The sequence below is a fragment of the Janthinobacterium foliorum genome, assembly GCF_978021625.1.
Window position 1 is genome coordinate 56,184 of sequence record NZ_CDXDQE010000008.1, and the last position, 26,997, is coordinate 83,180.

Annotated in this window: 20 protein-coding genes; 9 read left to right on the top strand and 11 right to left on the bottom strand. The window is 63.4% G+C overall.

Annotated features, from left to right (window positions below; genetic code table 11):
- Nucleotide 1 precedes the first annotated feature (1 nt).
- Entirely contained in the window at nt 2-901 is a 900-nt protein-coding gene (locus tag ACZ92H_RS16975; RefSeq protein WP_465050295.1) for a LysR family transcriptional regulator, read from the bottom strand.
- Between the two features lie 122 nt (nt 902-1,023).
- Between ACZ92H_RS16975 and ACZ92H_RS16980 the strand changes: the two genes are divergently transcribed.
- Genes ACZ92H_RS16980 through ACZ92H_RS16990 form a run of 3 tightly spaced genes read left to right on the top strand, consistent with a single transcriptional unit; the run spans nt 1,024 to nt 4,016 of the window.
- On the top strand, nt 1,024-2,322 hold the full coding sequence (locus ACZ92H_RS16980) for a CitMHS family transporter (protein WP_465050296.1): 1,299 nt from the start codon (nt 1,024-1,026) through the stop codon (nt 2,320-2,322).
- Between the two features lie 28 nt (nt 2,323-2,350).
- Nucleotides 2,351-3,688: an acyclic terpene utilization AtuA family protein gene (locus ACZ92H_RS16985; RefSeq protein ID WP_465050297.1), complete on the top strand. Its 1,338-nt coding sequence runs from the start codon at nt 2,351-2,353 to the stop codon at nt 3,686-3,688.
- A 19-nt stretch (nt 3,689-3,707) separates the two neighbouring features.
- Nucleotides 3,708-4,016: an AtuA-related protein gene (locus ACZ92H_RS16990; RefSeq protein ID WP_465050476.1), complete on the top strand. Its 309-nt coding sequence runs from the start codon at nt 3,708-3,710 to the stop codon at nt 4,014-4,016.
- A gap of 158 nt (nt 4,017-4,174) precedes the next feature.
- Here the strand turns inward: ACZ92H_RS16990 and ACZ92H_RS16995 are convergent, their stop codons facing one another.
- The 5 genes from ACZ92H_RS16995 to ACZ92H_RS17015 all read right to left on the bottom strand — a co-directional run bounded on the left by ACZ92H_RS16995 (nt 4,175) and on the right by ACZ92H_RS17015 (nt 9,920).
- Nucleotides 4,175-5,587 carry an ABC transporter ATP-binding protein gene (locus ACZ92H_RS16995; RefSeq protein ID WP_465050299.1) on the bottom strand — a complete coding sequence of 471 codons (1,413 nt, stop codon included), beginning with the start codon at nt 5,585-5,587 and terminating at the stop codon, nt 4,175-4,177.
- On the bottom strand, nt 5,584-6,375 hold the full coding sequence (locus ACZ92H_RS17000) for an ABC transporter permease (protein WP_465050300.1): 792 nt from the start codon (nt 6,373-6,375) through the stop codon (nt 5,584-5,586). Before ACZ92H_RS17000 ends, ACZ92H_RS16995 begins: the two co-directional genes overlap by 4 nt.
- Nucleotides 6,372-7,304, bottom strand: a complete 933-nt coding sequence (locus tag ACZ92H_RS17005; protein WP_465050301.1) for an ABC transporter permease — start codon at nt 7,302-7,304, stop codon at nt 6,372-6,374. The genes ACZ92H_RS17000 and ACZ92H_RS17005 overlap by 4 nt, the downstream gene beginning before the upstream one ends.
- Nucleotides 7,301-8,908, bottom strand: coding sequence for an ABC transporter substrate-binding protein (locus ACZ92H_RS17010; RefSeq protein WP_465050302.1), 1,608 nt, complete (start codon nt 8,906-8,908; stop codon nt 7,301-7,303). Before ACZ92H_RS17010 ends, ACZ92H_RS17005 begins: the two co-directional genes overlap by 4 nt.
- 70 nt (nt 8,909-8,978) lie before the next feature.
- Complete coding sequence (locus ACZ92H_RS17015; RefSeq protein ID WP_131369846.1) at nt 8,979-9,920, bottom strand: AraC family transcriptional regulator; 942 nt, start codon at nt 9,918-9,920, stop codon at nt 8,979-8,981.
- Between the two features lie 177 nt (nt 9,921-10,097).
- On the opposite strand from ACZ92H_RS17015, the gene ACZ92H_RS17020 reads away from it, so the two are divergent.
- The 3 genes from ACZ92H_RS17020 to ACZ92H_RS17030 all read left to right on the top strand — a co-directional run bounded on the left by ACZ92H_RS17020 (nt 10,098) and on the right by ACZ92H_RS17030 (nt 14,731).
- On the top strand, nt 10,098-11,150 hold the full coding sequence (locus tag ACZ92H_RS17020; protein ID WP_465050303.1) for an NAD(P)-dependent alcohol dehydrogenase: 1,053 nt from the start codon (nt 10,098-10,100) through the stop codon (nt 11,148-11,150).
- 507 nt (nt 11,151-11,657) lie between these two features.
- Entirely contained in the window at nt 11,658-14,084 is a 2,427-nt protein-coding gene (locus tag ACZ92H_RS17025; protein WP_465050304.1) for a membrane-bound PQQ-dependent dehydrogenase, glucose/quinate/shikimate family, read from the top strand.
- Nucleotides 14,085-14,095: 11 nt separating this feature from the next.
- A complete protein-coding gene (locus tag ACZ92H_RS17030; RefSeq protein ID WP_131369838.1) occupies nt 14,096-14,731 on the top strand; it encodes a TetR/AcrR family transcriptional regulator in 636 nt (211 codons plus the stop codon).
- A 190-nt stretch (nt 14,732-14,921) separates the two neighbouring features.
- Here the strand turns inward: ACZ92H_RS17030 and ACZ92H_RS17035 are convergent, their stop codons facing one another.
- The 4 genes from ACZ92H_RS17035 to ACZ92H_RS17050 form a co-directional block, all read right to left on the bottom strand.
- Nucleotides 14,922-15,320 (bottom strand): VOC family protein, encoded by a 399-nt coding sequence (locus ACZ92H_RS17035; RefSeq protein WP_131369835.1) that lies wholly within the window; start codon nt 15,318-15,320, stop codon nt 14,922-14,924.
- Between the two features lie 109 nt (nt 15,321-15,429).
- Nucleotides 15,430-15,735 carry a cyclic-phosphate processing receiver domain-containing protein gene (locus ACZ92H_RS17040; RefSeq protein ID WP_465050477.1) on the bottom strand — a complete coding sequence of 102 codons (306 nt, stop codon included), beginning with the start codon at nt 15,733-15,735 and terminating at the stop codon, nt 15,430-15,432.
- A gap of 726 nt (nt 15,736-16,461) precedes the next feature.
- Entirely contained in the window at nt 16,462-16,860 is a 399-nt protein-coding gene (locus tag ACZ92H_RS17045; protein WP_465050305.1) for a hypothetical protein, read from the bottom strand.
- A gap of 328 nt (nt 16,861-17,188) precedes the next feature.
- Nucleotides 17,189-18,814, bottom strand: coding sequence for a response regulator (locus ACZ92H_RS17050; RefSeq protein ID WP_131369829.1), 1,626 nt, complete (start codon nt 18,812-18,814; stop codon nt 17,189-17,191).
- Between the two features lie 239 nt (nt 18,815-19,053).
- Between ACZ92H_RS17050 and ACZ92H_RS17055 the strand changes: the two genes are divergently transcribed.
- The 3 genes from ACZ92H_RS17055 to purL all read left to right on the top strand — a co-directional run bounded on the left by ACZ92H_RS17055 (nt 19,054) and on the right by purL (nt 25,605).
- A complete protein-coding gene (locus ACZ92H_RS17055; RefSeq protein ID WP_465050306.1) occupies nt 19,054-20,106 on the top strand; it encodes a GGDEF domain-containing protein in 1,053 nt (350 codons plus the stop codon).
- 189 nt (nt 20,107-20,295) lie between these two features.
- Complete coding sequence (locus tag ACZ92H_RS17060) at nt 20,296-21,360, top strand: GGDEF domain-containing protein (RefSeq protein WP_465050307.1); 1,065 nt, start codon at nt 20,296-20,298, stop codon at nt 21,358-21,360.
- A gap of 195 nt (nt 21,361-21,555) precedes the next feature.
- Nucleotides 21,556-25,605, top strand: coding sequence for a phosphoribosylformylglycinamidine synthase (gene purL / locus ACZ92H_RS17065; RefSeq protein WP_465050308.1), 4,050 nt, complete (start codon nt 21,556-21,558; stop codon nt 25,603-25,605).
- A gap of 114 nt (nt 25,606-25,719) precedes the next feature.
- Here purL and dgt read toward each other — a convergent pair whose 3' ends face one another.
- Nucleotides 25,720-26,940: a dGTP triphosphohydrolase gene (gene dgt / locus ACZ92H_RS17070; RefSeq protein WP_465050309.1), complete on the bottom strand. Its 1,221-nt coding sequence runs from the start codon at nt 26,938-26,940 to the stop codon at nt 25,720-25,722.
- Between the last annotated feature and the right edge of the window lie 57 nt (nt 26,941-26,997).

Consider the following 26,997-nt stretch of genomic DNA (forward strand, 5'->3'; position numbering starts at 1 on the left):
GCTACGGCATGGCGCCACCGCCCAGGCGCAGCTCGATCAGCTCCAGCATGCCCTGTGCGGCGACGGACAGGCTGCGCTGCGTGGCCAGCACGATGGGGCGCTCCGGCTGGCCGTGCGCCAGCGGCACGGCCACCAGGTTCAGCTTGCGGAACTGGAACAGGGTCAGCGCCGGCACCAGCGCCACACCCAGGCCATGCTCGATCAGGCCGGCCACGGTGGCCAGGTGCTCCACTTCCAGGCCGCTGTCGCGCACGGCGATGCCATGCACCAGCAGCTCCACGTGCTGGCGCACGCTGGTGGACTTGGCCAGGTGGATCAATTCGCAGCCTGCGAGATCGGCCAGCGCCAAGCGGCGCCTGGCGGCCAGCGCATGGTCGCGCCGGCACACCAGATAGAACGGGTCGCTGCAGAGGGTGCGCGTGTCGAATTCGGCCAGCCGCGCGCTGGGCGCCGTGATGGCCAGGTCGACCTTGCCTTGCCGGAGCAAATGCAGGCACTGGTCCGACAGCGCGTCGTGCAGCCGCACTTCGATGCCCGGATAGCTGGCGCGGTACTCGGCGATCACGGCCGGCAGGCCATGCGCGGCCAGCGAGGGCAGGGCGGCGATGGCCACGCGCCCCTTGCGGCGCGCCACATAGTCGCTCAGGTTGCCAAAGGCGGCCTGCATGTCCGCCAGCAGGCCGCGCGCCACTTCCACGAACATCTCGCCTTCGACCGTCAGGGTCACGTTGCGCGTGTCGCGCTCGACCAGCTTTGCTCCCAGCGCCGTCTCCAGTTTCTGGATCACGGCGCTGAAGGCCGATTGCGACAAATGGCAGCGCTCGGCCGCGCGCGTGAAGTGGCGGCAGTCGGCCAGCGCGACAAACGCCTGCAGCAGCTTGCTGGAAATGTTGGGTAGCATCGTTTAATTTGAAAAACAGGATAATCATGCTGAAAAATCGATTTTACAATATAAAGCGCCGGCAGCAGAATGCTTCAAACCCCGCATAGACGAGGGACACACAACTTACGGAGACAAATACCATGCTGGCCCTGCTCGGACTGTGCACGATCGCCATTTTACTGGCGGCCATCCTCACCAAGAAAATGTCGCCCCTCGTGGCGCTCATTACCATCCCCATCGTCGCTGCCCTGATCGGCGGCTTCGGCATGGAGACGTCGAAATTCATCGTTGCCGGCATCACCAACATCGCGCCCGTGGCGGGCATGTTCGTGTTCGCCATCCTGTTCTTCGGCATCGTCACGGACGCCGGCATGCTCGACCCTGTCGTCAAAGGCATCCTGCGCGTGGTGGGCAGCCGCCCCAGCCGCATCGTGCCGGGGACGGCCTTGCTGGCCCTGCTGATCCACCTGGACGGTTCCGGCGCCGTCACCTTCCTCGTGACGATTCCCGCCATGCTGCCGCTGTACACCCGCCTGGGCATCGACCGCCGCATCCTCGCCTGCGTGGCGTCGCTGGCGGCCGGCGTCAACTTCCTGCCCTGGACGGGGCCGATGATACGCGCCTCGGCGGCCCTGCACATTCCCGTCAGCGACATCTTCATGCCGCTGATTCCCGTGCAGCTGATCGGCCTGGCCTTCGTCTTCGGCGTGGCCTATTACCTGGGCCGCAAGGAAGAAATCCGCCTGGGCCTGACGGCCGGCGCGCCGGCCGGCTTCGTGCAGATGCATGAACTGACGGAAGCGGAACAGGCCATCCGCCGGCCAAAAAACTTCTGGATCAATATCGTGCTGACGGTGATCGTGCTCGGCGTGATGATCAGCGGGAAGGTCGACCCCGTCGTGATGTTCATGATCGGCGTGGTGCTGGCCCTGATGATCAATTACCCGAACGCGGACATGCAGCGCGCCCGCATCGACGCGCATGCCAAGGCGGCGCTGCTGATGGCCAGCATCCTGTTCGCCGCCGGGGTCTTCACCGGCATCATGAACAAGTCCGGCATGCTGTCGGCCATGGCCAAGACGGCCGTCGGCTTCGTGCCGCCCGAAATGGCCTCGCACATCCCGGCCGTGCTGGGCGTGCTGTCCATGCCGCTGTCGATGCTGTTCGACCCGGACTCCTTTTACTTCGGCGTGCTGCCTGTGGTGGCCGAAGTGAGCAAGATGCTGGGCGTGGAACCGATCCAGGTGGCGCAGGCAGCCTTGCTGGGCCAGATGACGACGGGCTTTCCCGTCAGCCCGCTGACGCCGGCCACCTTCCTCGTCGCCGGCCTGGCCGGCATCGACCTGGCCGACCACCAGAAATACACTTTCAAATACCTGTTTGCCGCGTCGATCGTGATGACCATCAGCTGCATCTTGCTGGGCATCTTCCCGCTGTAGGCAACATCCTATTTAACAGGAGCGCAATATGAAAACCATCCGCATCGGCGCCGGCGCCGGTTATTCGGGCGACCGCATCGAGCCGGCCGTGGAACTGGCCGAGCGCGGCCAGCTCGATTACCTGATTTTCGAATGCCTGGCCGAGCGCACCATCGCGCTGGCGCAGCAAGCGAAGATGCAAGACCCGCAGCAAGGCTTTGACCCGCTGCTGGCCGAGCGCATGCGCGCCGTGCTGCGCCCGTGCAGCGAGAATGGCGTGCGCATTCTGACCAATATGGGCGCGGCCAATCCGCTGGCCGCCGCCGCCGCCATCCGCGCCATCGCGCAGGAACTGGGCTTGCCGCATATAAAAGTGGCGGCCGTCACGGGCGACGACGTGCTGGCGCTGGTGACGGGCGGCGATTACCTCGACGACACGGGCGCGCCTGTGGCGCAGCTGGGCGGGCGGCTGCTGTCGGCGAATGCCTACCTGGGCGCGCAGCCGCTGGTGGATGCGCTGGCGCAGGGGGCCGACGTCATCGTCACGGGCAGGATCGCCGACCCGGCCCTGGTGCTGGCGCCGCTGATCCATGCGTTTGGCTGGGCCATGGACGACTGGCACCGGCTGGGGCAAGGCACCCTGGTGGGACACCTGCTCGAATGCGCGGGGCAAATCAGCGGAGGCTACTTTGCCGATCCCGGCTACAAGGATGTGGCCAATCTGGCCCGCCTGGGCTTTCCCATCGGCGAGGTGCGCGAGGACGGCAGCGCCGTCATCACCAAGGTGGCCGGGTCGGGCGGCTGCGTGACGGTGGCCACCTGCACCGAGCAGCTGCTGTATGAAATCCACGATCCGGCCGCCTACCTGACGCCGGACGTGGTGGCCGATTTTTCGCAGGTGCGGATGGAACAGGTGGCCATCGACAGGGTGGCCATCACGGGCGCCAGCGGCCATGCGAAGAGCGGGCAGCTGAAGGTGACGCTGGGCTACCTGGACGGCTATATCGGCGAAGGGCAGATCTCGTATGCAGGCCCGGGCGCCGAGGCCCGCGCGCGGCTTGCGCAAGCCATCGTGGCCGAGCGCCTGCACCTAAGCGGCGTGCAGGCCGAGGAACTGCGTTTTGACCTGATCGGCGTCAACGCCATTCACGGCGCACAGCTGTCGGGCCGTCATGCAGAGCCATATGAAGTGCGCCTGCGCGTGGCCGGCCGCGCGGCCAGCCTGCAGGAGGCGGCGCGCATCGGCAATGAAGTCGAGACCTTGTACACCTGCGGCCCGTCGGGCGGCGGCGGCGCCAGCAAATCGGTGCGCGCCGTGGTGGCCGTGCGCGCCACCCTGGTCGACGCGGCGCTCGTTCCCAGCGCCATCCACTTCGGGGAAAACTGACATGAGCAAAGCTAAAACCATCGCGCTGCGCGAACTGGCGCATGCGCGCGCGGGCGACAAGGGCGACATTTCGAACCTGTCGCTGATCGCGTATGACCGCAAGGATTACGAACTGCTGCTGCGTGAAGTGACGCCCGAGCGCGTGCGCCGGCATTTCGCTGGCGTCGTGGGCGGCACCGTCACGCGCTACGAATTGCCGCAGCTAGGGGCACTGAACTTCGTCATGCAGCAGGCGCTGGGCGGCGGCGTCACGCGCTCGCTGGCCCTGGATGCGCACGGCAAGTGCCTGGGGGCGGCGCTGCTGGCGATGGAGATTGCTGTTTCCTGATGACGCGGTGGTTTTTCCTGCTTGTCCGGACCGTGGCTTGCGGTAGCGACGTTCTTTCACCCCAAAAGCAAGTGCCGGGATCAGACCCACGGGGCCTGACCCCGCGACCCCGGCCCTTTTTGTCTTTGGGTTGAAGGAAGCACGGAAGCCGGCACGCTTCAGCCAACGTGCAAATCGATGCGCCGCTGCGCCACGGCACGCGCGATTTGTTCATCGTGCGTCACCAGCAGCACGGCGCAGCCGCTGGCGCTGGCCGTGTCCAGCAGCAGCGCCAAGGTTTCCTGCTGCGTGATCGGGTCCAGGCGCGAGGTCGGCTCGTCGGCGAAGATCAGCGCCGGTTTCAGCAGCAGTACCCTGGCCAGCGCAAAGCGCTGCAGTTCGCCGCCCGACACTTGCGACGGCCGGCGCGCCAGCAAATGACTCCCCAGGCGCAAACGCGCCAGCAGCGGCGGCACGCAGTTCCATGCCAGGCCATGCAGCTTGACCACGTCGCGTAGCGCCGTTTCCAGCGTGATGGTGGGCGCGAAGGCGGCAGCCGGGTCCTGGTACAGTTTCTGGAAGGCCGTGCGCGGCAAGCCAGCGGCGCGTGTGACGGTACCCGCGTCGGGCTGCAATAGACCCAGCAGCAGATTGCCGAAAGTCGTCTTGCCGGCGCCGCTTTCGCCCGTGACGGCGACGACTTCTCCCTGGCGGATGTCCGCGCTGATGCCGGCAAACAGGGAATGCGGGCCGAAGGCCTTGGCGATGTTATCCACCTTGGCGACGATGGCACCCGGTGCCGCGCCAGGCGTGCGCGCTGGCCAGCTGGCCGGATCGGCCGCCAGCAGCGCCCGCGTGTAGGCGTGCGCCGGCTGCGCCAGCACGGTGCGCGATTCGCCCTGTTCGACGATGGCGCCGTCGAGCATGACGGCGACCTGGCCGCCCAATGCGCGCGCCAGCCACACGTCGTGCGTGATGCACAGCACGGCCATGCCGCCAGCTTGCGCGGCGCGCAGCATGGCCAGGATGCCGGCGCGCCGGCCGGGATCCTGGCCCTTGGTCGGTTCATCGACGATCAAGAGGCGGGCGCCGGCCGCATGGGTGGCCAGGAAGGCCACGCGCTGCGCCATGCCGCCCGATATCTGGTGCGGGTACAGGGGCGCCGCATGGCGCATGTCCAGCCGTGCCAGGTCGCGCAGGGCCGCTTCGCACGCATCGGTTTGCGACAGTCCCGCCACCAGCTCATGGGTTTCCGCCACCTGCTGGCGCACGCGCATGGTGGGGTCGAGCGCCAGCCATGGTTCCTGCGGCAGCAGCGCCACTTCGCGGCCCCACAGCGCTTGCCTGGATTGCGAATCGGCCGCCTTGAGCCGGTGCGTGCCGATGCAGATGCCGCCTTCGGCGCGCAGGCCGGCGGCGAGCGTGCCCATGATGGCCTGCGCCAGCAGGGACTTGCCCGAGCCGCTTTCGCCCAGCAAGGTCAATGCGCCGCCGGCCGCCAGGCCAAGGCTGGCGCCTTGCACCAGCCGCGCGCCGCTGGCCGTGTCGATGACGGCCAGGCCGTCCAGTTCCAGATAACGGTGTTCGCTCATGGGAGATTGCGTTCGCGCCCGGCCAGCATCAGGCCCAGCATGGTGAAGAACAGCAGCGCCACGGGGGCGGCCACCAGCCACGGCGCTTCGCTGTAATACGGCAGCAGTTCGATCATCATCACGCCCAGTTCCGCCGTGGGCGGCTGCAGGCCGACGCCGATGAAGCCTAAAGCGGCCATGGCCAGCACGGCGCCGCCAAGGCCGAAGCGCATCAGGGTGGCCAGGCGCGGCAGCAGCACGGGCGCCAGGTGGCGGCGGATGATGTAAGCGGGACCAAAGCCCAGCAGGCGCGCCGCTTCCACCTGCGGGCTGGCCAGCAGGAGGGCGGCCGCGCTGCGCGTGACGCGGAAGTATTCGACCCACAGGGCTAGCGAGATGCCCAGGTACAGGGGCCAGAACTGGCCGGGCGCGAAGGCGGCCAGCAGCAGTACCAGCAGCAGGCCGGGCAAGGCCAGCACCGCGTCGGCCAGTGCGCCCAGGAGGCGGTCCGGCCAGCCGCCGCGCCAGGCGGCCAGCAAGCCCAGCAACGTGCCGGGCAAGGCGGCGCTCAGCACGCTGAGCACGGCCATCGACAGGGACAGCTGCGCGCCGTGGGCAAGGCGCGCCAGCATGCTGCGGCCCAAATGATCGAGGCCCAGCGGATGCGCCAAACTGGGCGCTTCCAGAAAGCGCGCCAGGGTCTGGCGGGCCGGGTCGATGCCCACCAGCGCGGGGCCAAGCAGGGCAAAGGCGGCGACCAGCAGCAGGAGCAGCCAGCCGGCGCGCTGCGAGAGGGGTAATGCTTTCATGCCTGCCTCGCGCGCGGGTCGAGCGCGGCGCAAGCCAGGTCGACGAGGCAGTTGAACAGCACGAACAGCAGTCCCAGGACCAGGGCCGTGCCCTGTATCATCGGCACGTCGCGGGCAAAGATGGCGTGCACCAGCGCGTGGCCGATGCCGGGCCAGGCAAAGATGGTTTCCACCAGCACCACGCCTTCGACCAGGTACACCAGCTGCACCGCCGTGTAGGCGACCACGGGCGCGGCGACGTTGCGCGCGCCATGCCGCAGCAAGGCTTCGCTGGTACTTAATCCCTTGGTCAGGGCGAAGGCGTAGTAGGCGGAGGCGCGCACCTGGGCCATCGCGTCACGGGCCACGCGCGAGGACACTGCCGCCAGGCCCAGCGCCAGGGTCAGCGCGGGCAGCATCAGGCTGCCATGGTCGGCATGGCCGGCGGCGGGCAGGGCCTGCAGCTGCACGGCAAAGGCCAGCACCAGCAGCAGTGCCAATACAAATGGCGGCAGGGCGCGCAGCAGCACGGAAAGCAGCAGGTTGACCTTGTCGAAACAGCCGCCCGGACGCAGGCCCGCCAGCACGCCGGGCAAGGGACCCAGCGGCAGGGACAGCGCGACGGCGAATAGCGACAGGCGCAGGGTTTGCCCCAGCTGTATGCGGATGTCGTCAATGACGGGCTGCGCCGTCACCAGCGAGATGCCCAGGTCCAGGCGCAGCAGCCGCCCCCACCAGTCGGCCAGCGCGGCCAGCGGCGCGCGGTCCAGCCCCAGTTCCACGCGCACGGCGTGCGCGGCGGCCGCGTCGACCATGTCATAGCCATAGCGGCCCGCCGCGATGCGGTAGGCGATATCGCCGGGCAGCATGCGCGTCATGAAAAAGCACAGGGTGCCCACCAGCAGGGCCACCAGCAGCGCCTGCAGCAAGGCTTTCAGCAGGATCTTCATGCGGGAGTCTTCCACGTGATGCCGGAGAGCCGGTAGCTGCGCTCGAACGGGTCGATGCTCACGCCTGACACGCGGCGCGCCACGGCCAGCGTCTGGCGGTACCAGACGACGGGAATCACGGGCAAGCCCTGCTGCAGTTCTGCCGCGATGCTGGCGCGCAGCCGGGCCGCTTGCGCGCTGCCGGCCGCCACGCCGCCGCCGGCCAGTTGCGCCAGGGCGGCGCTGACGGCGGGGCTGTGCCAGCCCATCGCGCCCCAGTCTCCGCCGTGCACGCCGTAGTCGTCGGCCAGGGTGGCCGTCGGGTCGGGAAGGTTGCCGAAGTTGCGCGCCACGAGACCGATTTGCAGCGCGCCGCTGCGGTGGCCGGCGGGGATGTCGCTGGAATTGCCCACCACGACCTGGATGGCGATGCCGACCTGGCGCAGTTCTTCCTGCACGGCCGTGGCGATCAGCGGCAGTTCCGGGCGGTCGACAAAGGTGGTCAGGGTCAGCGCCAGGCGCTGGCCGGCGCGCCGCAGGATGCCGTCGGCGCCCGGCGCGTAGCCGGCCTGGCGCAGCAGCGCGCGGGCTTGCGCCGGATCGCCGCGCAGGGGCGCCATGGCGTTTTGCTGCGGCTGGTGCCACAGGGCCATCGCGGGCGGGAACAGCTGCGTGGCAGCCAGGTCGGCGTCGCGCAGCAGGGCGCGGGCGATGCCGTCGCGGTCCAGCGCCAGGCTGATGGCGCGCCGCACGCGCACGTCGGCCAGCAGCGGATGGCCGGCGTTGAGCTTTAAAAAGGTGGTGCGCGGCAGCGGCGCGGCCACCAGCTGCGCGGTGGATAGGCGCAGCAGGCGGCGGATGCTGGGCGGGTCCAGCGAGAAGGCCACGTCGGCCTGGCCGCTCTGCACCATCAGGGTCCGCGTTTCCGCGCGCGAGACGCTGATGTAGCGCGCCCGGCGCACGGCGGGCGGCTCGCCGCGCCAGCCATCGAAATACGCCACGTCGACCTGCTGCGGCAGGGCGATCGCCGTGATCCTGTATGGGCCGCTGCCGATGATGCGCTGCACGCGGCCATCCGCGCCATACGACGATGGCGCCAGCACTTGGGTGCCCGAATGCGTAAACAGGTAGGGCAGCGGCGCATAGGGCTGCGCCAGGGTCACGACGATGGCGCCGCGCGCGGATGCCATGCCGCGGATGCGGGCCAGGCGCAGCACGCCGGGCGCGGCCAGGGCGCGCTGCAGCGCAACGAGCACGGTGCCCGCCGTCAGCGGCGTGCCGTCGTGGAACAGCTTGCCCTGGGCGATGAAGAAGCGCCATTCCAGTCCATCCCGTGACACTTCCCAGTCGCTGGCCAGCGCCGGCAGCAAGCGGCCCTGGTCGTCCGCATCGAGCAGGGTTTGCGCCACTTCCATGCGGGTAAACATATAGCCGCCGCGCGACGGTTCCAGGCCCGTCAATTCCCACGGCCCGACGACGGTCAGGGTGTCGCGGCTGGCGGGCGCGATCGTCGCATGGTCGCTGGCGGGGCCGTCATGGGCGTGGGCGGGCAGGATGCCGGCGGCCAGCAAGCCAGGCAGATGGCGCAGCAGCTTGCGTCTGCCGCGGGAGCAGGAATCGGTCATCGGGCCATGGCGGTGCGGCGTCCAGTGTGGGGAGGCCAGATTCTAATGCACGCCGCGCAGTGCAGGCAAATCAGGACGTCGCGTAGGCCGTCGTGCCGCTGAGCTGGGCGCGCACCTGTCCCACGTCGCGCATGGGCGCGCGGCCGAACTGGCGGCTGTATTCGCGGCTGAACTGCGATTCGCTGGCGTAGCCGACGCGGTAGCCGGCCGTGCCCGCGTCGATCTGCTCGACCAGCATCAATCGCCGCGCTTCCTGCAGGCGCAGCAGCTTCTGGTACTGCATCGGCGTCATGGCCGTAATCGCCTTGAAGTGGTGGTGCAGCGACGACATGCTCATGTTCGCCATGCCGGCCAGGTGCTCGATGCGCAGCGGCTGCGCGTAATGCGCCTTGATCCAGTCGATGGCCTGCTTGACCTGGTGCGACTGGCTGCTGGCCAGCGCCATGTGGCGCAGGCGCGCGCCGACGGGGCCATTGAGCAGTCGGTACGTCAGCTCGCGGCGGATCAGCGGCGCCAGGGTGGCGATGTCTTCGGGCTTGTCGAGCAGGCGCACCAGGCGCAGCATGGCGTCCAGCAGCTCGGGCGACACGTCGCTGACGGAAATGCCGCGCGTGGCGGGGATCAGCTTCGGCTGCGCCGCGCCGCCGCCCGCGCTGGCGTTCTCGCCGTCGAGCAGCGCGGCCACGTCGGCGATGTCGATGCCCAGCACCACGCACAGGTGCGGCGCCTCGACGCTCGCTTCCACCACGCGCACCTGCACCGGCAGGTCGACGGAGGTCAGCAGATACTGCATGCGGCTATAGTGAAAAGTGTCGCTGCCCAGGGTGACTTGCTTGCCGCCTTGCGCGATCAGGGCCACGCTGGGACGCGCCGCATGGAACAGCGATTCCGTCGTCGAGGACTGGCGATGGAAGGTCAGGTTGCCGATGGCCGTCGCGTAGTCGCCGTTGCGCGGCGCGTGGCGGCTGATCAGGGCGGCGATTTCATCTTGCGGGGGAAGTGGCGTGGACATGGCGGCAGTATGCATCAGGCGAGGGAGGGCAGGGGATGATCTTACGCAGATTTGGAGGATCGTGCAAAGGTCTTGCAGGATCGCGGTAACGCGCGCGGCGCATTTGCCGCAGACTAGCAGCATCGCTTGCACGGCACGCGTCTCCCCTGTCACATACATATATCCATAGGAGTTTTCATGACTACCATCGCCAAAGGCTATGCCGCACTGGGCCCGACCTCCGCACTGCAACCGTTCACGTTCGAGCGCCGCGCCCCGCGCGCCGACGACGTGGCCATTTCGATCAAATACTGCGGCGTGTGCCATTCCGATATCCACCAGGCGCGCGACGAATGGGGCGGCTCCGCCTTCCCGATGGTGCCCGGCCATGAAATCGCCGGCGTCGTCACTGCCGTCGGCGCCGACGTCACCAAGTTCAAGGTGGGCGACCACGTGGGCGTGGGCTGCTTCGTCGATTCCTGCACTACCTGCAAGACGCGCAACGTCGACCTGGAACAGTACATGCCAGGCCTGATCCAGACCTACAATGGCCTGGAAGCCGATGGCAAGACGGCCACGCAGGGCGGCTACTCGGACAGCATCGTCGTCAAGGAAGGCTACGTGCTGTCGATTCCCGACAACCTGCCGCTGGACGCCGCCGCGCCGCTGCTGTGCGCAGGCATCACGCTGTACTCGCCGCTGAACCACTGGAAAGCCGGCCCTGGCAAGCAGGTGGCGATCCTGGGCATGGGTGGCCTGGGGCACATGGGCGTGAAGATCGCCCACGCCATGGGCGCCGAAGTGACGGTACTGAGCCAGACCCTGTCGAAGCGCGAAGACGGCCTGCGCCTGGGCGCCAACCACTACTACGCCACCAACGACGCGGAAACGTTCACCAAGCTGGCCGGCACCTTCGACCTGATCATCTGCACCGTGGGCGCGGCCATCGACTGGAACCAGTACATCAACCTGCTGAAAGTGGATGGCAACATGGTCATCGTCGGCATCCCGGACGGCGCCGTGCCGCCCGTGAGCGCCTTCGGCCTGGTCGGCGCGCGCCGCAGCCTGTCCGGTTCCATGATCGGCTCGATCAAGGAAACCCAGGAAATGCTGGATTTTTGCGGCAAGCACAATATCGTCTCCGACATCGAGATCATCCGCATCCAGGATATCAATGAAGCGTTCGAGCGCGTGGTCAAGAGCGACGTGCGCTATCGCTTCGTCATCGACATGGCGTCGCTCGCGCAATAAAAGGGTAACGCCCGAGAAAACGCCCAGGGCGTTGTTGCCGCGTCTCGCCGTACGAAGTTGCCATACCCTGTACTGTCTTCGACGCGGCGCCTGGCCCTGGGTGTTTTTCGGACGTTCCAACGGTATTTGATTTGTTTGACCGTCAAAACCGGCACGCCGGCGTCGAGGAACTGGGGTCGGACCCTCTGGGTCCGACCCCGGCAGTTTTCCCGGGGTGGCGTCTTCTTCGTGTAGGGCCGCCCCCGTAGGTCGGATTAGCGCAGCGTAATTCGACAAACGCTGCACTCGCCGCAACTCGGGACAAGCGCGCAAGCGCATCATCCAACAACCATCCGACCGGCATCCCCCATCCCCGCCAAAAATCAAGCTCCGACATCAATTTTTCTTTCCTTGCGTCAAAAAACGGCATAAAATGAAACCGTACAGTACAGTTTCACTACGTGGTTTTATAAAAATCAGCCATCCCCGACGTGTTTGCCTGGGCAGGGGAGGCGTCTTGGATAAAAAATGGACACTTCAACACAGTATGGAGCGGCGGCGATCCCGCCGGTCTCCAGGGGCAAGCGCGTGGCGCTGGCCGTTCTTGGCGTTTTTCTCGGGCTTTCCGGCCTGGCCCTGGCGGCCGGCGGCATTGAACTCATTACCCTAGGCGGTTCCTGGTATTACCTGCTGGCCGGTCTCGGCCTGCTTGCGGCCGGCGTGCTGTACCTGCGCCGCAAAGCGCTGGCCAGCGCCGTCGTGGCCGCACTGGTCATCGCTACCCTGATCTGGGCCGTGTGGGAAATCGGCTTCGCCTTCTGGCCCATGGTGCCGCGCCTGGCGCCATTCCTCGTGATCGGCCTGGCGGCCGCCCTCATGCATCCATGGCTGGCGGGCCGCGCCCATTCCGGGCAGTCGCGCGGCTTTGCCGCCTTGTTCGCCGTGCTGCTGGCGGCCGGTTTCGCTGCCATGTTCAAGCCGCATGGCGTGACGGAAGCGGCGGTCCGGCCGCAGCAGGATGCCGTCGCGCTGGCCAATGACGGCAGCGCCAACTGGGCGCACTATGCGAACGGGCAGGCGGGAACGCGCTTCGCGCCGTTCACGCAGATCGACAAGCAGAACGTTGGCCAGCTGCAGGTGGCATGGAGCTACCGCACGGGCGAGCTGGCCGAAGGCGCATCCGAATCGCAAAACACGCCGCTGCAGATCGGCGACACCATCTATACCTGCACGCCGACGAGCAAGGTCGTCGCGCTCGACGCCGACACGGGCAAGGAGCGCTGGAGCTACGATTCCCGGCCTGCCAACACCAAGACCTGGAACCGTTGCCGCGGCGTCGGCTACTACGAACCGGCCACGGTGAACAAACCGTTCCGGTTCGACGGCATGCAGGCGGCCAGCGCGCCGCAACCGGGCGCCTGCGCCAAACGCATCGTGCAAGTGACCATGGATGCGCGCCTGATCGAGATCGACGCGCAAACGGGCAAACTGTGCGAAGGCTTCGGCGACAAGGGCTCGGTCGACCTGATGACGGGCCTGGGCAAGGTGCGCGCCAACGTGCCGTACTATGCCTACACGTCGGCGCCGACCATCGCGCGCAACCTGATCATCCTTGGCGGCTGGGTCTTTGACGGCCGCTCCGTCGACGAGCCGTCCGGCGTCGTGCGCGCCTACAGCGCCGACACGGGCGAGCTGGTGTGGGCATGGGACCTGGGCAACCCGGCCATCACCAAGCTGCCGCCGGAAGGGCAGACCTACACGCGTAGCACGCCGAACATGTGGTCCACGCCCGCCGTCGACAATGAACTGGGCCTGGTCTACCTGCCGCTGGGGAACGAGCAGCCCGACTTCTGGGGCGGCAAGCGTCCGCCGCTGACGGAGAAATATTCGTCGGCCATCGTCGCCCTCGACATGGCCACGGGCCGCGAACGCTGGACCTTCCAGACCGTCCACCACGATATCTGGGACTACGACGTGGCCGCGCAGCCGGCCCTGTACGACGTCCCCGACGGCAAGGGCGGCAAGACGCCGGCGCTGGTACAGCTGACCAAGCGCGGCCAGATCTTCATGCTGGACCGCCGCACGGGCACGCCCATCGCCGACGTGGTGGAAAAACCCGTGCCGCAGGAGCATGCGGCCGGCGACTGGGTGGCAAAAACGCAGCCATATTCCACCGGCATGCCGGCCCTCGGTGCGCAAGCGCTGACGGAGCGCGACATGTGGGGCGCCACCTTCTTTGACCAGCTGGCGTGCCGCATCAGCTTCCGCAAGCTCAATTACCAGGGCGAGTTCACGGCGCCAAGTACCAGTGAAACCCTGATCTATCCGGGCTACTACGGTGGCTTCAACTGGGGCGGCGCGGCCGTGGACGAAAGCAATGGCTATATGTTCGTCAACGATATCCGCATGCCGCAAGTGGTCAAGCTGGTGCCGCGCGAAACCGTGGACGTGGCCAAGCTGACCTCGGGCCACGGCGTGGGCAGCACTTATCCGATGGACGGCACGCCCTTCGTCATCGACCACAAGGCCTTCAACTCGCCGCTGGGCATTCCATGCCAAAGCCCGCCATGGGGCGTGTTTGCCGCCATCGACCTCAAGACGCAGAAAAAAGTATGGGAGCGTCCGGCCGGCACGGTGCAGGACGCCGTCATCAACGGCATGCGCGCGCGCCTGCCCATCCCGCTGGGCATGCCGACCCTGGGCGGCGGCGTCAGCACGGCGTCGGGCCTGGTGTTTTATGCGGGCACGCAGGATTACTACCTGCGCGCGATGGATATCGCCACCGGGCATGAAGTGTGGAAGTCGCGCCTGCCCGTCGGCTCGCAAGGCACGCCGATGACGTATGTGTCGCCCAAGTCGGGCCGCCAGTACGTGGTGGTGGTCGCGGGCGGCGCCCGCCAGAGCCCGGACCGCGGGGATTACGTGATAGCATACGCGCTTCCCAAGACACAGTAAGAGTTTGCTTCATGCCCCAGTTGCGCACCGTCCCCGCTTCCCCGACTACCCGAAGCGAGGAGCGGCGGCGCAAGCTGCTGGTGGCGGCGGCGGACCTCTTCCTCGCCTCCGGCTATGACGGCGTCAGCATGGACGCCATCGTGGCCGAGGCGGGCGGCTCGAAAGCCACCGCCTACCGCTACTTCGGCAGCAAGCAGGAGCTGCTGGTGGCGGTGGTCGAATATCTGTGCGCCGACTTCATCATCGATTTGCGCCAGCTCGATACGTCGCAGGCGGGCCTGGAGCAGGGCTTGCAGCTGATCCTCGATGAACTGGTGGCCGTCGTCACCAGCCCCCGCCACGTGGATTTTTATCGCCTCGTCGTCACGGGCGCCGCCGCCGTGCCGGCCGTGGGCCAGACCTGGTACGAACACGGCCCGCAAGTGTGGCACGCATTGATCCTGCGCCTGCTGGAGCAGCAGCGCGTCCAGGGCCGCATCGCGCCCGACACCGCGTTTTCCAACCTGCCGCAAATCCTCTTCGATGCCGTGTTCTCGCACCTGACCACGCGCACCGTGATGCTGGGGCAGGGCGGCAATGCCGCCGCGTTCCGGCCATTGATCGCCGAATTGATCGACCTGGTGGTGGCGCGGGTGGCGCGCAAATAAACACGGCGGTTCACCAATGGCGTCGGATGTCGCTACGCTGATCCGGCCTGCACGATTACGCCACTGAACTCGTAAATGGCGGCGGCAACGGTGAAAAAGCGCAGGTCGGATTAGGCCCGGCAGGGCCGTAATCCGACAGTAGCGCTGGTCGGCTGCCTTCCCGCCAGAAAAGCAAGGCAATTCGCCGGCGTCAGGCTTCCGGCGCCGTCCACACCAGGTTCCACAGGTGGCCATCGATATCCTCGAAGCCCTGGTCATACATGAAGCCCTGGTCCTCGGGCGGATGCGGCGTGCGGCCACCGGCGGCAACGGCCCTGGCGATCAGGCTGTCCACCTCTTCCCGGCTTTCGCAACTGAGGCAAATGACGATTTCATTGGCCTCCCTGGCATTCGCGACAGGCTTGTCGATCAGCGACTGGAAGAAGGGTTCCGTCGTCAGCATGGCCTGGATGGTGTCGCCGGCAATGTTCATGAAGGCCGCGTTCTCGCCGCTGAAGCGGGGATCGAAGGTGAAGCCGAGGGCGGAAAAGAAGGCTCTGGATTTGTCCAGATCCTGCACAGGCAGGTTGAGGATGATCTGTTTGTGCATGGCGTCTCCCTGGTGAAGGTGATGGGCATTAAGACTGTAAATCATCTGACAGCGGCTGTCAGCGCAAGTTTGAGTCCATACACCTGATACGACACCGCGGTCATTGCCGTCAACTGATATCGCGCCCGGCGGCCAGGCGGCGGATGGCAGCGATCCCTGCCTCCATCTTTTCACGTGCGGAACTGTTGGCCGAATGGACCTGGATAATCGGGGGCTTAAAACCGCGCAATGCGACGGCTTCCTCGATCCACAAGACGACGTCATAGCCGGTGCCCCGCCCGTCATCGCCAAGATCGTGGTCGAGACTGATTTCGGCAACCCCGCCGGCGGCCAATAGCGCTACTGCCTCATCAGGCCAATACACGCGAGTCCAGCCCTGCGGCGTAGTGCGCTCATCGTCGAGGTAAACCTTCATTCCTTCATTCCCTTGGATAGTTGATGAAAATTTCTTGTCCATCAATAATACCCTGTACGTATGCTGGATATGCGGCGAAGAGCGCCTTATGCCGAAGTACGTTCCGCTTACGGCCGGGCGCCGTCATTGGCAGGTTCCGTTCCTTGCGGGCATTCCTCCCGACGCACGCGTTCGCCGTCCTTGCCTGGACCTTGACGCTTTGCCCAATGAAGAATGGCAGATTTCCAACAGCATATGGGAAATGCATTCACGCTGTTTATGCGCCAGCAGAATAAGAATAAAAAAACCACATCCGTGGGATGTGGTTCTAGTGGAGAGGGCAAGGGGTGGCTTGGCGCGGCGAGCCGCGCTTGAGTTTTATCATCGAATGACTTGACTTTTGGACTGGCCGCTAAAGGCTTTGAAAGCAGAGGCAAAAAGTCTGAAATAAAGACGTAGCCTTTTTTTCAGCAATCATCACTTCCTTGATAGTGTCTCTTAATACGCTTTTTATTTGGACATTCCTCAATGCTTTGTATGCTATTTTTATTGGTTCCAAAGAAATAAAATTGCGTCAACGATAATCGTGGCATACATGAACGCATACCCGGTAAATGGTGCCTGGAATGCCTGCCTGTCCTTAAAAAATGGAATGTGATTTTGGTCCTGGCGTGGTTCGATCGAGATGATCTGGCTGCCAAATCCTAAAAATTCTCTTTATTGAAGGTGTCAATACCGCTTTTATTATCAGTTTCCTGAGTCAGGAAAGGTTGCTTTATACAAATTGAGCAGAGACGGGGCGTTGTCCTTCAAGACGTCCTTCTTGCTTGCAGAGTCGAGCAGAGCTTGAATTTGCTTCTCGGACAGTTCAGGCGAGTCGAGATCGAGATCCGGAATTTCCTTCTTGGCCCACTCGCTCAGGGCCCGGATGATGATTGCCTCTTCGGTCACGCCATGGCTCTTTGCCAATGCGCGCAGCGTAGCGGCTGAAATTCCGAAAGCGCTGTTGACTTGATCCAGCGAAATTGAAAAGGTGTTTTCCGGTGTGTTCATTGCAAATGTACTTTCAGATGTGAGTGTCCTATTTTGGTGAGTGAGAAGAAGATGCAGGGACAAAATCGTCTCCTGCAACTGCTCCGTCATCATCCAGTTTCAGCATATTCATATAAAACTGCGGAAATTGCTAGTTGATTTGTTGCCATTTGGCAAAACGTCTACCAGCAGCACTCGCCGGACTGGGAGCGCTGTGCGCGACGGTGCGGGTACACGGCGGCTTGTTTCCGGTGCTGCGTAATTCGCAGGCTTAAAGGAAAGCCTCCGATAAAGTATCTCCCGACGGGCCAAGCCACGCGGTCGCCTCTAAAAAGTGTCTGCCAGGCGCTCTCAACCTGGACGCAAGGAACGGGGCCGGAAGGGGACGGCGTGTTACGCAGGGCCCGGCCCAGGCAGATAAAGGGCGGGGCGCGGGCGGCAGTCAGGTAGCAATACCATACTTGTGCTGCGTGGCCGCATACTGCTGCTTCAGCGACTCCAGCTTCGGATGCCTGGGGTCGATCTTGCGGATCACCTGCATCTGGTGCTGCGCCTGCTCGGCCAGCGGGGCTTCCCAGCCCAGCATGTTGAGCTGGCGCAGGATGGCGTCGACGGAAGCGAACAGCACGGGCAGGTTGCCCGGCGTCTTGCGCAGGGCCTGGCGCAGCACGAAGACGGCGCCCTTGAGCTCTCCGCTTTCCGACTTGCTGGCCGCATCCTGCATGAGTTCCTGCACCTGGTTCTTGATCTGCTGGCCCATGCCTTGCGCCAGGTCGTGGCGGCCCGCTTTTTCAAACACGTCCACGGCTTCTTCCATCGTCACGTCGCTGTCCGCCTCGTTGACGAGTTTCATCATGACATCGGAGGCGGCCTGCTCCAGGTTATTCTTCAGGCAGCTCTGCACCAGGCCCACCTTCAGCTGGGTCGACAGGCCCCGCGCGCCGTCCAGGGCGGCAGCGGCCAGCTGCAGTTCGCTGGCGGCGGCGATGTCATTGCCCGACAGTTCATGCAGCATGGCGGCCGAGATGGCACGGCAGGCTTCCACGTTGGCACCGCCCCGCAGGGAGCGCTCCATGTCGCGCAGCACGCCGCTCGCCTGCGGCGCGTCGCCCTTTTTCACCAGCGTTTTCACCAGGTTGACGTGGTCTTCCGGATCGCGGAATTCCGAGTACTTGGCCTTCGTCACCACCTGCTTGTAGGCCCGCTCGGCCGCGCCGATATCGCCCGTGTCGAAGGCGATGCCGCCCAGGTGGCGCAGCCGGCGCACCATGTGCGGCGAAATGGCCACCGCGTCTTCGAGGATTTTCTTGGCCTGCATCTGCTGGCCCATTGCTTCATGGTTCTTCGCCAGCAGGTCGTAGGCGGCCATGAAGCGGGGATTGACTTCCACCAGTTCCAGCAGCGCCTCCTGCGCATCCTCGTGGCGCTGCTGCTCGAACAGGGTGCGCGCCAGACCCAGGTGGGCCCAGGCCATGGGCCGCGTGGCCAGGGTGTCGGCATAGATCTGTTCCGCCTCGCGCCACTCGCCCAGGGTGATGTGCAGTTCGGCGCGCAGGCGGGCGAAGTCGGCCGCCAGGCGCGGGTGCTGCAGTTCGGCCGCGCGGCAGCTTTTCACGGCTTCGCGCAAGTCGCCCTTGTCGATCAGCTGGTAGGTGGGCAGGAAGATGGCGCGGCGCTCGATGGCGCGCTCGATGCGGCCGCTCAGCACATCGACGGTGAACGGTTTTAATATGTAGTCGGACGGCGTCAGCTCGGCCGCGCTGATCACCTTGCTGTGGATGGCTTCGGACGTCAGCATGATGAAGATGGTCCACAGGCCGATCAGTTTGTGGTGGCGCAAGTCTTCCAGCAGCTGCTGGCCATCCTGGCCATCCGTGCCACTACCAAGATCGTATTCGCACAGGATGATGTCGAACGGTTTTTTCATCAGCAGGCGGATGGCCGTGCCGGAATTGACGGCATATTCCACCTTGGTAATGGCCGCCTGGTTCAGCATATTGTGCAGATTGCCCCGCATGCTGGGGTTCGGGTCGACGATCAGGACAGATAAGTCGCTATATTCTGGCATTGTTCAGCTCTCGTTCATCTGTATATGGCTCTGCGGCTCGATGGTGCAACGTAGTTGCCTAATAATATTATTATTTGTCAGCATACTGCAAAGCCAGTGCAAATCGCTAACAAAATGCAGGCGAACGCATGCGGCGCGACACGGCTGGCGCGTGCGCTTGCGGGCAGGGCGGGCGCAGGGTATCCTGAAGGCAACCTTTTACGTTTGACCATGCTGGAATCGTCGCCTGGAAAGTCGCCATGTATTTGAACGACACGCGCAAGCAAACCCTGCATCATCTGCTGTTCGGCGGAGGACGGGCGCATGCCGAAAAGTACTTTCCCGAATTGCGCCGCATGGCCGTCATCAGCGAATCCTTTGCCCTGGCCAGCATTATGCTGGTGTGGGTCTTCATTCCTCCTGTAAATACGCTCGACATGGCGGCGCTGCTGTCTGCGCTGGCCGGCATCGCGCTGGCCATCGGCATCAATGTGGCCGCGCGCGCCATCTGGGTGCTGAAACTGGGGGGCGCGCTGGGCATGTGCGCCATCGCCTTTGGTTTCCGCCTGCTGGCGGAAGGGGCAGGCCAGGCGGAATTCTGGATGCAGCCCGTGGGCGTGTTCATGGTGCTGCTGGCGGCGCCCATTTTCAATGGCTGCGTGGTGTATCTCATCGTTGCGGCGGCTGTCTGGCTGATACTGGGCTACGGCCATTTTCCGCTCGATCCTGCCATGGCGCACGCAGCCTGGTCGAACCTGCTGATCGCCTACAGCATGCTGTTCGGCCTGGTCCTGAGCATCAGCTTTAATCTGTTGCGCCTGCGCGACTTTCGCGCCAGGGAGGCGCTCACGCGCCTGGCCTACCAGGATGGCTTGACTGGCTTGAACAACCGCCGCCGCTTTACCGAATTGACGCAGCAGTTGCAGCAGCAGCCGCAAACCATGTACTTCCTGATGATCGACATCGACAATTTCAAGAAAATCAACGATACCCTGGGCCATGACGCCGGTGACGTGGTGCTGGTCAAGACGGCGCACATCATCGCCGACGCCTGCGGCGGCCACCTGTGCGGACGCCTGGGGGGCGAGGAGTTCGGCATCGTCTACATCGGGGACCGGCGCGCCGTCTGCCAGTTCGCCGCCAGCCTGGTCGATGCCGTCTACCTGGCCTTCAATCCGGGGCAGGCCGTGTCGATCAGCGTGGGCATTGCCGAACTGGCCTGCGACACGGAACTGGCGCACAGTTATCGCCTGGCCGATGAATCGCTGTACCAGGCCAAGCACCAGGGCAAGAACCGCTATGTCATCGCCTGACGGCATGCACATCCGTCTTGCAGAGGTTTCGGGGAGCAGGTATTCTGTTTGCATTAATGTATTAATTAATGTCTTAACGGTATTCACGGCCGCCGGCCGCGCACCGCCCCGATGTGGCGCAGACGCAGGGTTTCACCGTGACGTGACCGCTGGCGTTTCACCTTTACGAGAGAAAATCCAGCCTTCCTGATGCGCCTTCCTTCCTTGAGTACCCTGCGGCGCGTCGCCATCCCCCTCGCGTTTGGCGGCAACAGCGAGCAGCAGCACACGTATTTTGCGGAACTGCACCGCGTTGGCCTCGTCACGCAAGTATTGGGCATCGTCGCCTACAGCCTGACGTGGATGCTGATGCCGGCGCCGTTCCAGCCCAACCTGGCGCATGCCGTGCTGGCGCTGCTGGGCATGCTGGCCAGCCTGATCGTGCGCTACCGCTGCACCACCTTGCCCGTGCTTACCATCACGGGCGCCTGCGCCGTGCTGACCCTGACTTTCGGCTTGCGCACCATGGCCGACGCCATAGGCCATGCCAGCTTCTGGGTCTTGCCCGTGGGCGTCTTCATGACCCTGGCCATCGCTTCCATCTTCAATGGCGGCCTCAGCTACCTGGCCGTGGTGGCGGGCGTGTGGTGGAACGTGGGCCATGGCCTGTATCCCGTCAACGCTGGCTTGCCCGACGAATCGTGGGCGCCGCTGATGATCGCCGTCAGCGTGCTGTTCGGACTGGCGCTGAATGTCAGCTTCAGTTTATTGCGGTTACGTAACTATCACTCGAAGCAGGAGCTGACGCGGCTGGCCTTCCAGGACAGCCTGACGGGCTTGAACAACCGCCGCATGTTCACGCAGCGCGCGCAGCAGATGCATGGCGCGCCGCAGGGCGGCACCTTGTACTTCCTGATGATCGATATCGACGACTTCAAGATCATCAACGACCAGCAGGGCCATGATGCGGGTGACGAGGTGCTGGTGCGCACGGCGGCCATCATCGCGGGCAAGGCGCAGGGCCATTTGTGCGGACGCCTGGGCGGCGAGGAATTCGGCATCGTCTACGCGGGCAACCGCGAAGACGTGCGCGCCTTTGCCGCTGCTCTGGTCGAGGCCGTCAGCCAGGGCTTCCTGGCCGCGCAGTTCGTGTCGATCAGCGTGGGCGTGGCCGAACTGGACCGCGGCAAGGACCTGGGCCACGGCTACCGCCTGGCCGACGAAGCGCTGTACCTGGCCAAGCGCCAGGGCAAGAACCGTTACGTGATCGCCTGAAGGTTGCCTGGCCTGGCTGTTGCAAGTTGGCGAAAACTGTCCGTTTCCAGGGCAAAATGGCTGGAAAGCCATAAGTTCCGGTCATAAAGCAGGGGTAAAACGGGTATAATGCGCGCAAAGGAAATTTGCCGTACGAAAGATATTGTCATACCTACCTTTAACCCGCAGCCACGCTGCATCAACCACCTTCCAATCATGTTGATACTGCCGGGTTCCAATGCCCTGTCCCATTTCCGTAGCCACCGTCTGTTAAGCCAACTGCAAGCCGTTTCGCCTGCGATCGTTGCCGTACAAGCACGCTATGTCCATTTCATCGATGCCGGCGCGCCTCTCACCGACGACGACAGCACGCGCCTGGGCGCCTTGCTGACGTACGGCGAGCCGGCCCAGGCCGACAATACGGAAGGCGCTGCCGAAGAATTCTTCGTCATTCCCCGTTTTGGCACGATTTCGCCGTGGGCCTCGAAAGCCACCGACATCGCGCACAACTGCGGCATGGCGCACATCAAGCGCGTCGAACGCGGTATCGCTTTCCGCATCAACCTGAAATCGGGCATCCTGGGCAGCGCCATCGGCGCGGGCAAACTGACGCAGGAGCAGGTCGACGCCGTGGCAGCGCTGCTGCACGACCGCATGACGGAATCCGTGCTGCGCAGCGCGGACGACGCCAAGGACCTGTTCCGCACCCTGGAAGCGCGCCCGCTGGAATCCATCGACTTGCTGGGACAGGGCAAGGCCGCGCTGGAAACGGCGAACGTCGAGCTGGGCCTGGCGATGTCGGAAGACGAGATCGACTACCTGGACGCCGCCTTCACCAAGGCCGGCCGCAACCCGACGGACGTGGAACTGATGATGTTCGCGCAGGCGAACAGCGAGCATTGCCGCCACAAGATCTTCAACGCCGACTGGACCATCGACGGCGTGGCGCAGGCCAAGTCCTTGTTCGGCATGATCAAGAACACGCACGAACTGCAGCCGAAGGGCACCGTCGTCGCCTACAGCGACAATTCCTCGATCATGGAAGGCGCCACCGTGTCGCGCTTCTACCCGCGCGGCGACAAGCACGAATATGCGGCGTCAAACGAACTGACGCACACCCTGATGAAGGTGGAAACGCATAACCACCCGACGGCCATTTCGCCATTCCCCGGCGCCTCGACGGGCGCGGGCGGCGAGATCCGCGACGAAGGCGCGACGGGCCGCGGCGCCAAGCCAAAAGCGGGCTTGACGGGTTTCACCGTGTCGAACCTGTCGCTGCCGGACGCCGTGCGCAGCTGGGAAACGGCCGCTTCCGTGACGGCGCCGCTGGCTGGCCGCGCCGATGCGGAGCAATACGGCAAACCGGAACGCATCGCCTCGCCGCTGCAGATCATGATCGAAGGCCCGCTGGGCGGCGCCGCGTTCTCGAACGAATTCGGCCGTCCCGTATTGGGCGGCTACTTCCGCACGTATGAACAGAACGTCGGCGCGCAAGAAGCTGGTGCACCGGACGCCGTCTTCGGCTACCACAAGCCGATCATGATCGCGGGCGGCATCGGCAATATCTCGGCGCAGCACACGCACAAGAACGACATCCCCGTCGGCAGCCTGCTGGTGCAGCTGGGTGGCCCGGGCATGCGCATCGGCATGGGCGGCAGCGCCGCCTCGTCGATGACCACCGGCAGCAACACGGCCGACCTGGACTTCGATTCCGTCCAGCGCGGCAATCCGGAAATGGAACGCCGCGCCCAGGAAGTCATCAACGCCTGCTGGCAAATGGGCGCGGACAATCCGATCATTTCCATCCACGACGTGGGTGCGGGCGGCTTGTCGAACGCTTTCCCGGAAATCACCAACGACGCCAAGCGCGGCGCGATTTTCGACTTGCGCAAGATTCCGCTGGAAGAATCGGGCATGGCGCCGAAGGAAATCTGGAGCAATGAGTCGCAGGAGCGCTACGTCCTGGCCATCGCGCCGGAAAGCCTGCCGCTGTTCAAGGCCATGTGCGAACGCGAACGCTGCCTGTTCGCCGCCGTGGGCGTGGCCACCGAAGAGCGTCAACTGAAACTGATCGACCCGGAACTGGGCAACGAGCCGGTCGACATGCCGATGGACGTCTTGCTGGGCAAGCCGCCCAAGATGCAGCGCGACGTGGTCCACGTGGCCAACGACTTCCCGGCCATCGATCTGACGGGCATGGACCTGGTGGACGTGGCGCAAAAAGTGCTGCTGCTGCCCACCGTGGCCGACAAATCCTTCCTCATCACCATCGGCGACCGCAGCGTGGGCGGCATGACCGTGCGCGACCAGATGGTGGGACCATGGCAAGTGCCGGTGGCCGATTGCGCCGTCACCACCATGAGCTTCGAGGGCTACCTGGGCGAAGCGATGGCCATGGGCGAACGCACGCCGCTGGCCGTCATCGACGCAGCCGCTTCCGGCCGCATGGCCGTGGGCGAAGCCGTCACCAACATTGCCGCCGCAGCCATTTCCGACATTTCCGACATCAAGCTGTCCGCCAACTGGATGGCCGCCTGCGGCCAGCCTGGCCAGGACGCAGCCCTGTACGACACGGTGAAAGCCGTCGGCATGGATCTGTGCCCGGCGCTGGGCATCAGCATCCCCGTCGGCAAGGATTCCCTGTCCATGCGCACGACGTGGAAAGACGAGGGCACGGGCGCGGCGAAATCCGTCACCTCGCCGGTGTCGCTGATCGTTTCCTCGTTCGCGCCGGTGACGGACGTGCGCAAGTCGCTCACGCCGCAGCTGAAGACGGACCAGGGCGACACTTCCCTGATCTTGATCGACCTGGGTCGCGGCAAGAACCGCCTGGGCGCCTCCGCTTTGGCACAAGTCATGGGCCAGCTGGGCAACGCCACGCCGGACGTGGACAGCGCGGAAGACTTGAAAGGCTTCTTTGCGGCGATTCAAAAGCTGAACAGCGACGACAAGTTGCTGGCCTACCATGACCGTTCGGACGGCGGCCTGTACGCCACCCTGACGGAAATGGCCTTCGCCGGCCACACGGGCATGTCCGTCAACCTGGACATGCTGACCATGGAAGGCGAGCATTCCAGCGACTGGGGCGACGCCAAGAACTGGGCCGGCCAGGTGGCGGAACGCCGCAATGAACTGACCCTGCGCGCCCTGTTCAGCGAAGAGCTGGGCGCCGTCATCCAGGTACGCGCGGAAGAAAAATCGCTCGTCATGGACGTGCTGCGCACCTTCAACCTGGGCGCCTGCAGCCATATCATCGGCAAATTGAACGACCGCGACGTGATCGAATTCACGCGTGACGCCAAGCTGATTTACACCCAGCCGCGCGCGGAACTGCACCGCCTGTGGAGCGAAACGAGCTGGCGCATCGCCCGCCTGCGCGACAATCCCGCCTGCGCGGATGCCGAATATGACCGCCTGCTGGACGTGCAAGACCCGGGCATGTCGCCGATTGTCACCTTCGACCAGAACGAGAACATCGCCGCGCCATTCATCGCCACGGGCGTGCGTCCCCGCGTCGCCATCCTGCGCGAGCAGGGCGTCAACTCGCACATCGAGACGGCGTATGTGATGCATCAGGCGGGCTTCACGGCCGTCGACGTGCACATGAGCGACCTGATCGCGGGCCGCGTCAAGCTGGACGACTTCCAGGGCGTCATCGCCGTGGGCGGTTTCTCCTACGGCGATGTGCTGGGTGCGGGCGAAGGCTGGGCGAAAACCATCCTGTTCAACGCCAGCCTGGCGGAACAGTTCGCGCGCTTCTTCAACCGCACGGACAGCTTCGGCCTGGGTATCTGCAACGGCTGCCAGATGATGAGCAACCTGAAATCCATCATCCCCGGCGCCCACGCCTGGCCTAAATTCACGCGCAACAAGTCGGAGAAATTCGAAGGCCGCTTTGCCATGGTCGAAGTGATGGATTCCCCATCGATCTTCTTCAACGGCATGGCCGGCACCCAAGCCGGCATCGCCATCGCCCACGGCGAAGGCTACGCCGACTTCTCGCAAACGGGCGACATCACCCAGGTCACGAAAGCCATGCGCTTCGTCGACAACAAGGGCGCCGCCACCGAAGCGTATCCATACAATCCGAACGGCTCGCCGGAAGGCATCACCTCCGTCACCACGCCAGACGGCCGCTTCACCGTGCTGATGCCGCACGCGGAGCGCGTGTTCCGTTCGGTGCAGCAGTCCTACCACCCTGAAGCATGGGGCGAGGATTCGCCATGGATGCGCATGTTCAGGAATGCGCGGAAGTTTGTGGGGTAATTAGTTACGTTACTTGCGGCGCGGCGACTTGGTTCAAGACGCTGCTGCTGGGGCAGGAATGAGAAAGCCGCTGTCGGGAGACAGCGGCTTTTTTTCAACTAAGTATGTCAAATTTCAGGGTTGATATATCCGGTCTAATGAGCCATTGCCGAAATATTTCTCATATTCTTGAGCCGCGAAAGAATCCATCATTCCAGCTATATAATCAATAACTAGACGTTCGATTGGTTCATCTAGATGTCGTAATTCTGCAGGCAATAATATTTTCCCTTTATTATATGACTGGTCGGTAAGAACTTCATAGAGCCCTTTTATTATTTTCTCTCCACGTTTCTCATAAAGTTGAACATCTTTCTTTCTTAGTATAGCTTTGAAGAGAAGATTTTTTAATCCGGTGGCAAGATTGTGTTTCGATGCGTAGCCAAGCCTTTTGTTACCTTTTTCTCCTATTGCTTTTATATCCTTGCATAATTCATTCACAATAGTGGACGTCAATTCTTTTCTTAATACTACTGAGTATTCCTCAGATGAGCCATGCGTATTGCATTTAAGCGCTTCACTTTCTGAGTGTTTTACTATTTCTGAGAAATTATCGTATGCCGAACTGTATTTTGTGCTAATTTTGAATTCGTGTAAAATTTCACCTATGGTTATCATCTTAAAGCTCAACGCATCTTCCAGGTCGTGTGCTGCATAAGCAATTTCATCAGAAATGTCCATTATTTGTGCATCAATACTTTTCTTGATTGTTATGCCATGGTTTGAAAGTTCCGTAGTTAAAAAATCATAATCATCTGGGTATAGATATTTTTTACTATTTTCTTCTTTTTTGTTAAAGTATTTAGTTATTCCAAAAAAAGTTCGGATTGTTAGATTTAATCCTTCATAAGAGTGATGTTTCTTTTCTAATTTCCTCATTACTCTAAAAGCTTGTGCATTACCCTCATAGCCGCCAATGCCAGCGCTTAATTTATTTAATACCATTTCACCGTAATGACCAAAGGGCGGATTGCCTATATCATGCGCTAAAGAGCAAGTTTCAGCTACAACGCTTTTTTGAAGGCCTAAATCTACCGCAATGCTTCTTGCTAATTGCGCAACCTCTAAGCTATGTGTCAGTCTGTTTCGATTAAAGCGATTGGCGTCCACTCCGAGTAATTGCATTTTTCCTTGTAATCGGCGAAATGATGAGGAATAAAGAACGCGTGCATAATCGCGCATAACTTCCTCCCTACCTTCGCCTCTGCTATCGTTGCTATTCGTCGCTCTATACTCCAGTGGCAAGACTATTGTCTCTTGCTCCTGTGCAAAATCCCTTGTTTCTTCATCATACATGTCGGTTTTCCTTAGAGTATTTTTATGGTATGGCTATTATATTTATTGTCAAAAATA

Excerpts from the sequence above, each read along its gene's own strand:
- ACZ92H_RS17045 (WP_465050305.1), bottom strand. The coding sequence starts at position 16,860 with ATGATGACGGAGCAGTTGCAGGAGACGATTTTGTCCCTGCATCTTCTT.
- ACZ92H_RS17010 (WP_465050302.1), bottom strand. The coding sequence starts at position 8,908 with ATGACCGATTCCTGCTCCCGCGGCAGACGCAAGCTGCTGCGCCATCTG.
- ACZ92H_RS17015 (WP_131369846.1), bottom strand. The coding sequence starts at position 9,920 with ATGTCCACGCCACTTCCCCCGCAAGATGAAATCGCCGCCCTGATCAGC.
- ACZ92H_RS16985 (WP_465050297.1), top strand. The coding sequence starts at position 2,351 with ATGAAAACCATCCGCATCGGCGCCGGCGCCGGTTATTCGGGCGACCGC.
- ACZ92H_RS17005 (WP_465050301.1), bottom strand. The coding sequence starts at position 7,304 with ATGAAGATCCTGCTGAAAGCCTTGCTGCAGGCGCTGCTGGTGGCCCTG.
- ACZ92H_RS16975 (WP_465050295.1), bottom strand. The coding sequence starts at position 901 with ATGCTACCCAACATTTCCAGCAAGCTGCTGCAGGCGTTTGTCGCGCTG.
- ACZ92H_RS17025 (WP_465050304.1), top strand. The coding sequence starts at position 11,658 with ATGGACACTTCAACACAGTATGGAGCGGCGGCGATCCCGCCGGTCTCC.
- ACZ92H_RS17030 (WP_131369838.1), top strand. The coding sequence starts at position 14,096 with ATGCCCCAGTTGCGCACCGTCCCCGCTTCCCCGACTACCCGAAGCGAG.
- ACZ92H_RS16980 (WP_465050296.1), top strand. The coding sequence starts at position 1,024 with ATGCTGGCCCTGCTCGGACTGTGCACGATCGCCATTTTACTGGCGGCC.
- ACZ92H_RS17035 (WP_131369835.1), bottom strand. The coding sequence starts at position 15,320 with ATGCACAAACAGATCATCCTCAACCTGCCTGTGCAGGATCTGGACAAA.
- ACZ92H_RS17050 (WP_131369829.1), bottom strand. The coding sequence starts at position 18,814 with ATGCCAGAATATAGCGACTTATCTGTCCTGATCGTCGACCCGAACCCC.
- ACZ92H_RS17040 (WP_465050477.1), bottom strand. The coding sequence starts at position 15,735 with ATGAAGGTTTACCTCGACGATGAGCGCACTACGCCGCAGGGCTGGACT.
- ACZ92H_RS17020 (WP_465050303.1), top strand. The coding sequence starts at position 10,098 with ATGACTACCATCGCCAAAGGCTATGCCGCACTGGGCCCGACCTCCGCA.
- ACZ92H_RS16995 (WP_465050299.1), bottom strand. The coding sequence starts at position 5,587 with ATGAGCGAACACCGTTATCTGGAACTGGACGGCCTGGCCGTCATCGAC.
- purL (WP_465050308.1), top strand. The coding sequence starts at position 21,556 with ATGTTGATACTGCCGGGTTCCAATGCCCTGTCCCATTTCCGTAGCCAC.
- dgt (WP_465050309.1), bottom strand. The coding sequence starts at position 26,940 with ATGTATGATGAAGAAACAAGGGATTTTGCACAGGAGCAAGAGACAATA.
- ACZ92H_RS17060 (WP_465050307.1), top strand. The coding sequence starts at position 20,296 with ATGCGCCTTCCTTCCTTGAGTACCCTGCGGCGCGTCGCCATCCCCCTC.
- ACZ92H_RS17000 (WP_465050300.1), bottom strand. The coding sequence starts at position 6,375 with ATGAAAGCATTACCCCTCTCGCAGCGCGCCGGCTGGCTGCTCCTGCTG.
- ACZ92H_RS17055 (WP_465050306.1), top strand. The coding sequence starts at position 19,054 with ATGTATTTGAACGACACGCGCAAGCAAACCCTGCATCATCTGCTGTTC.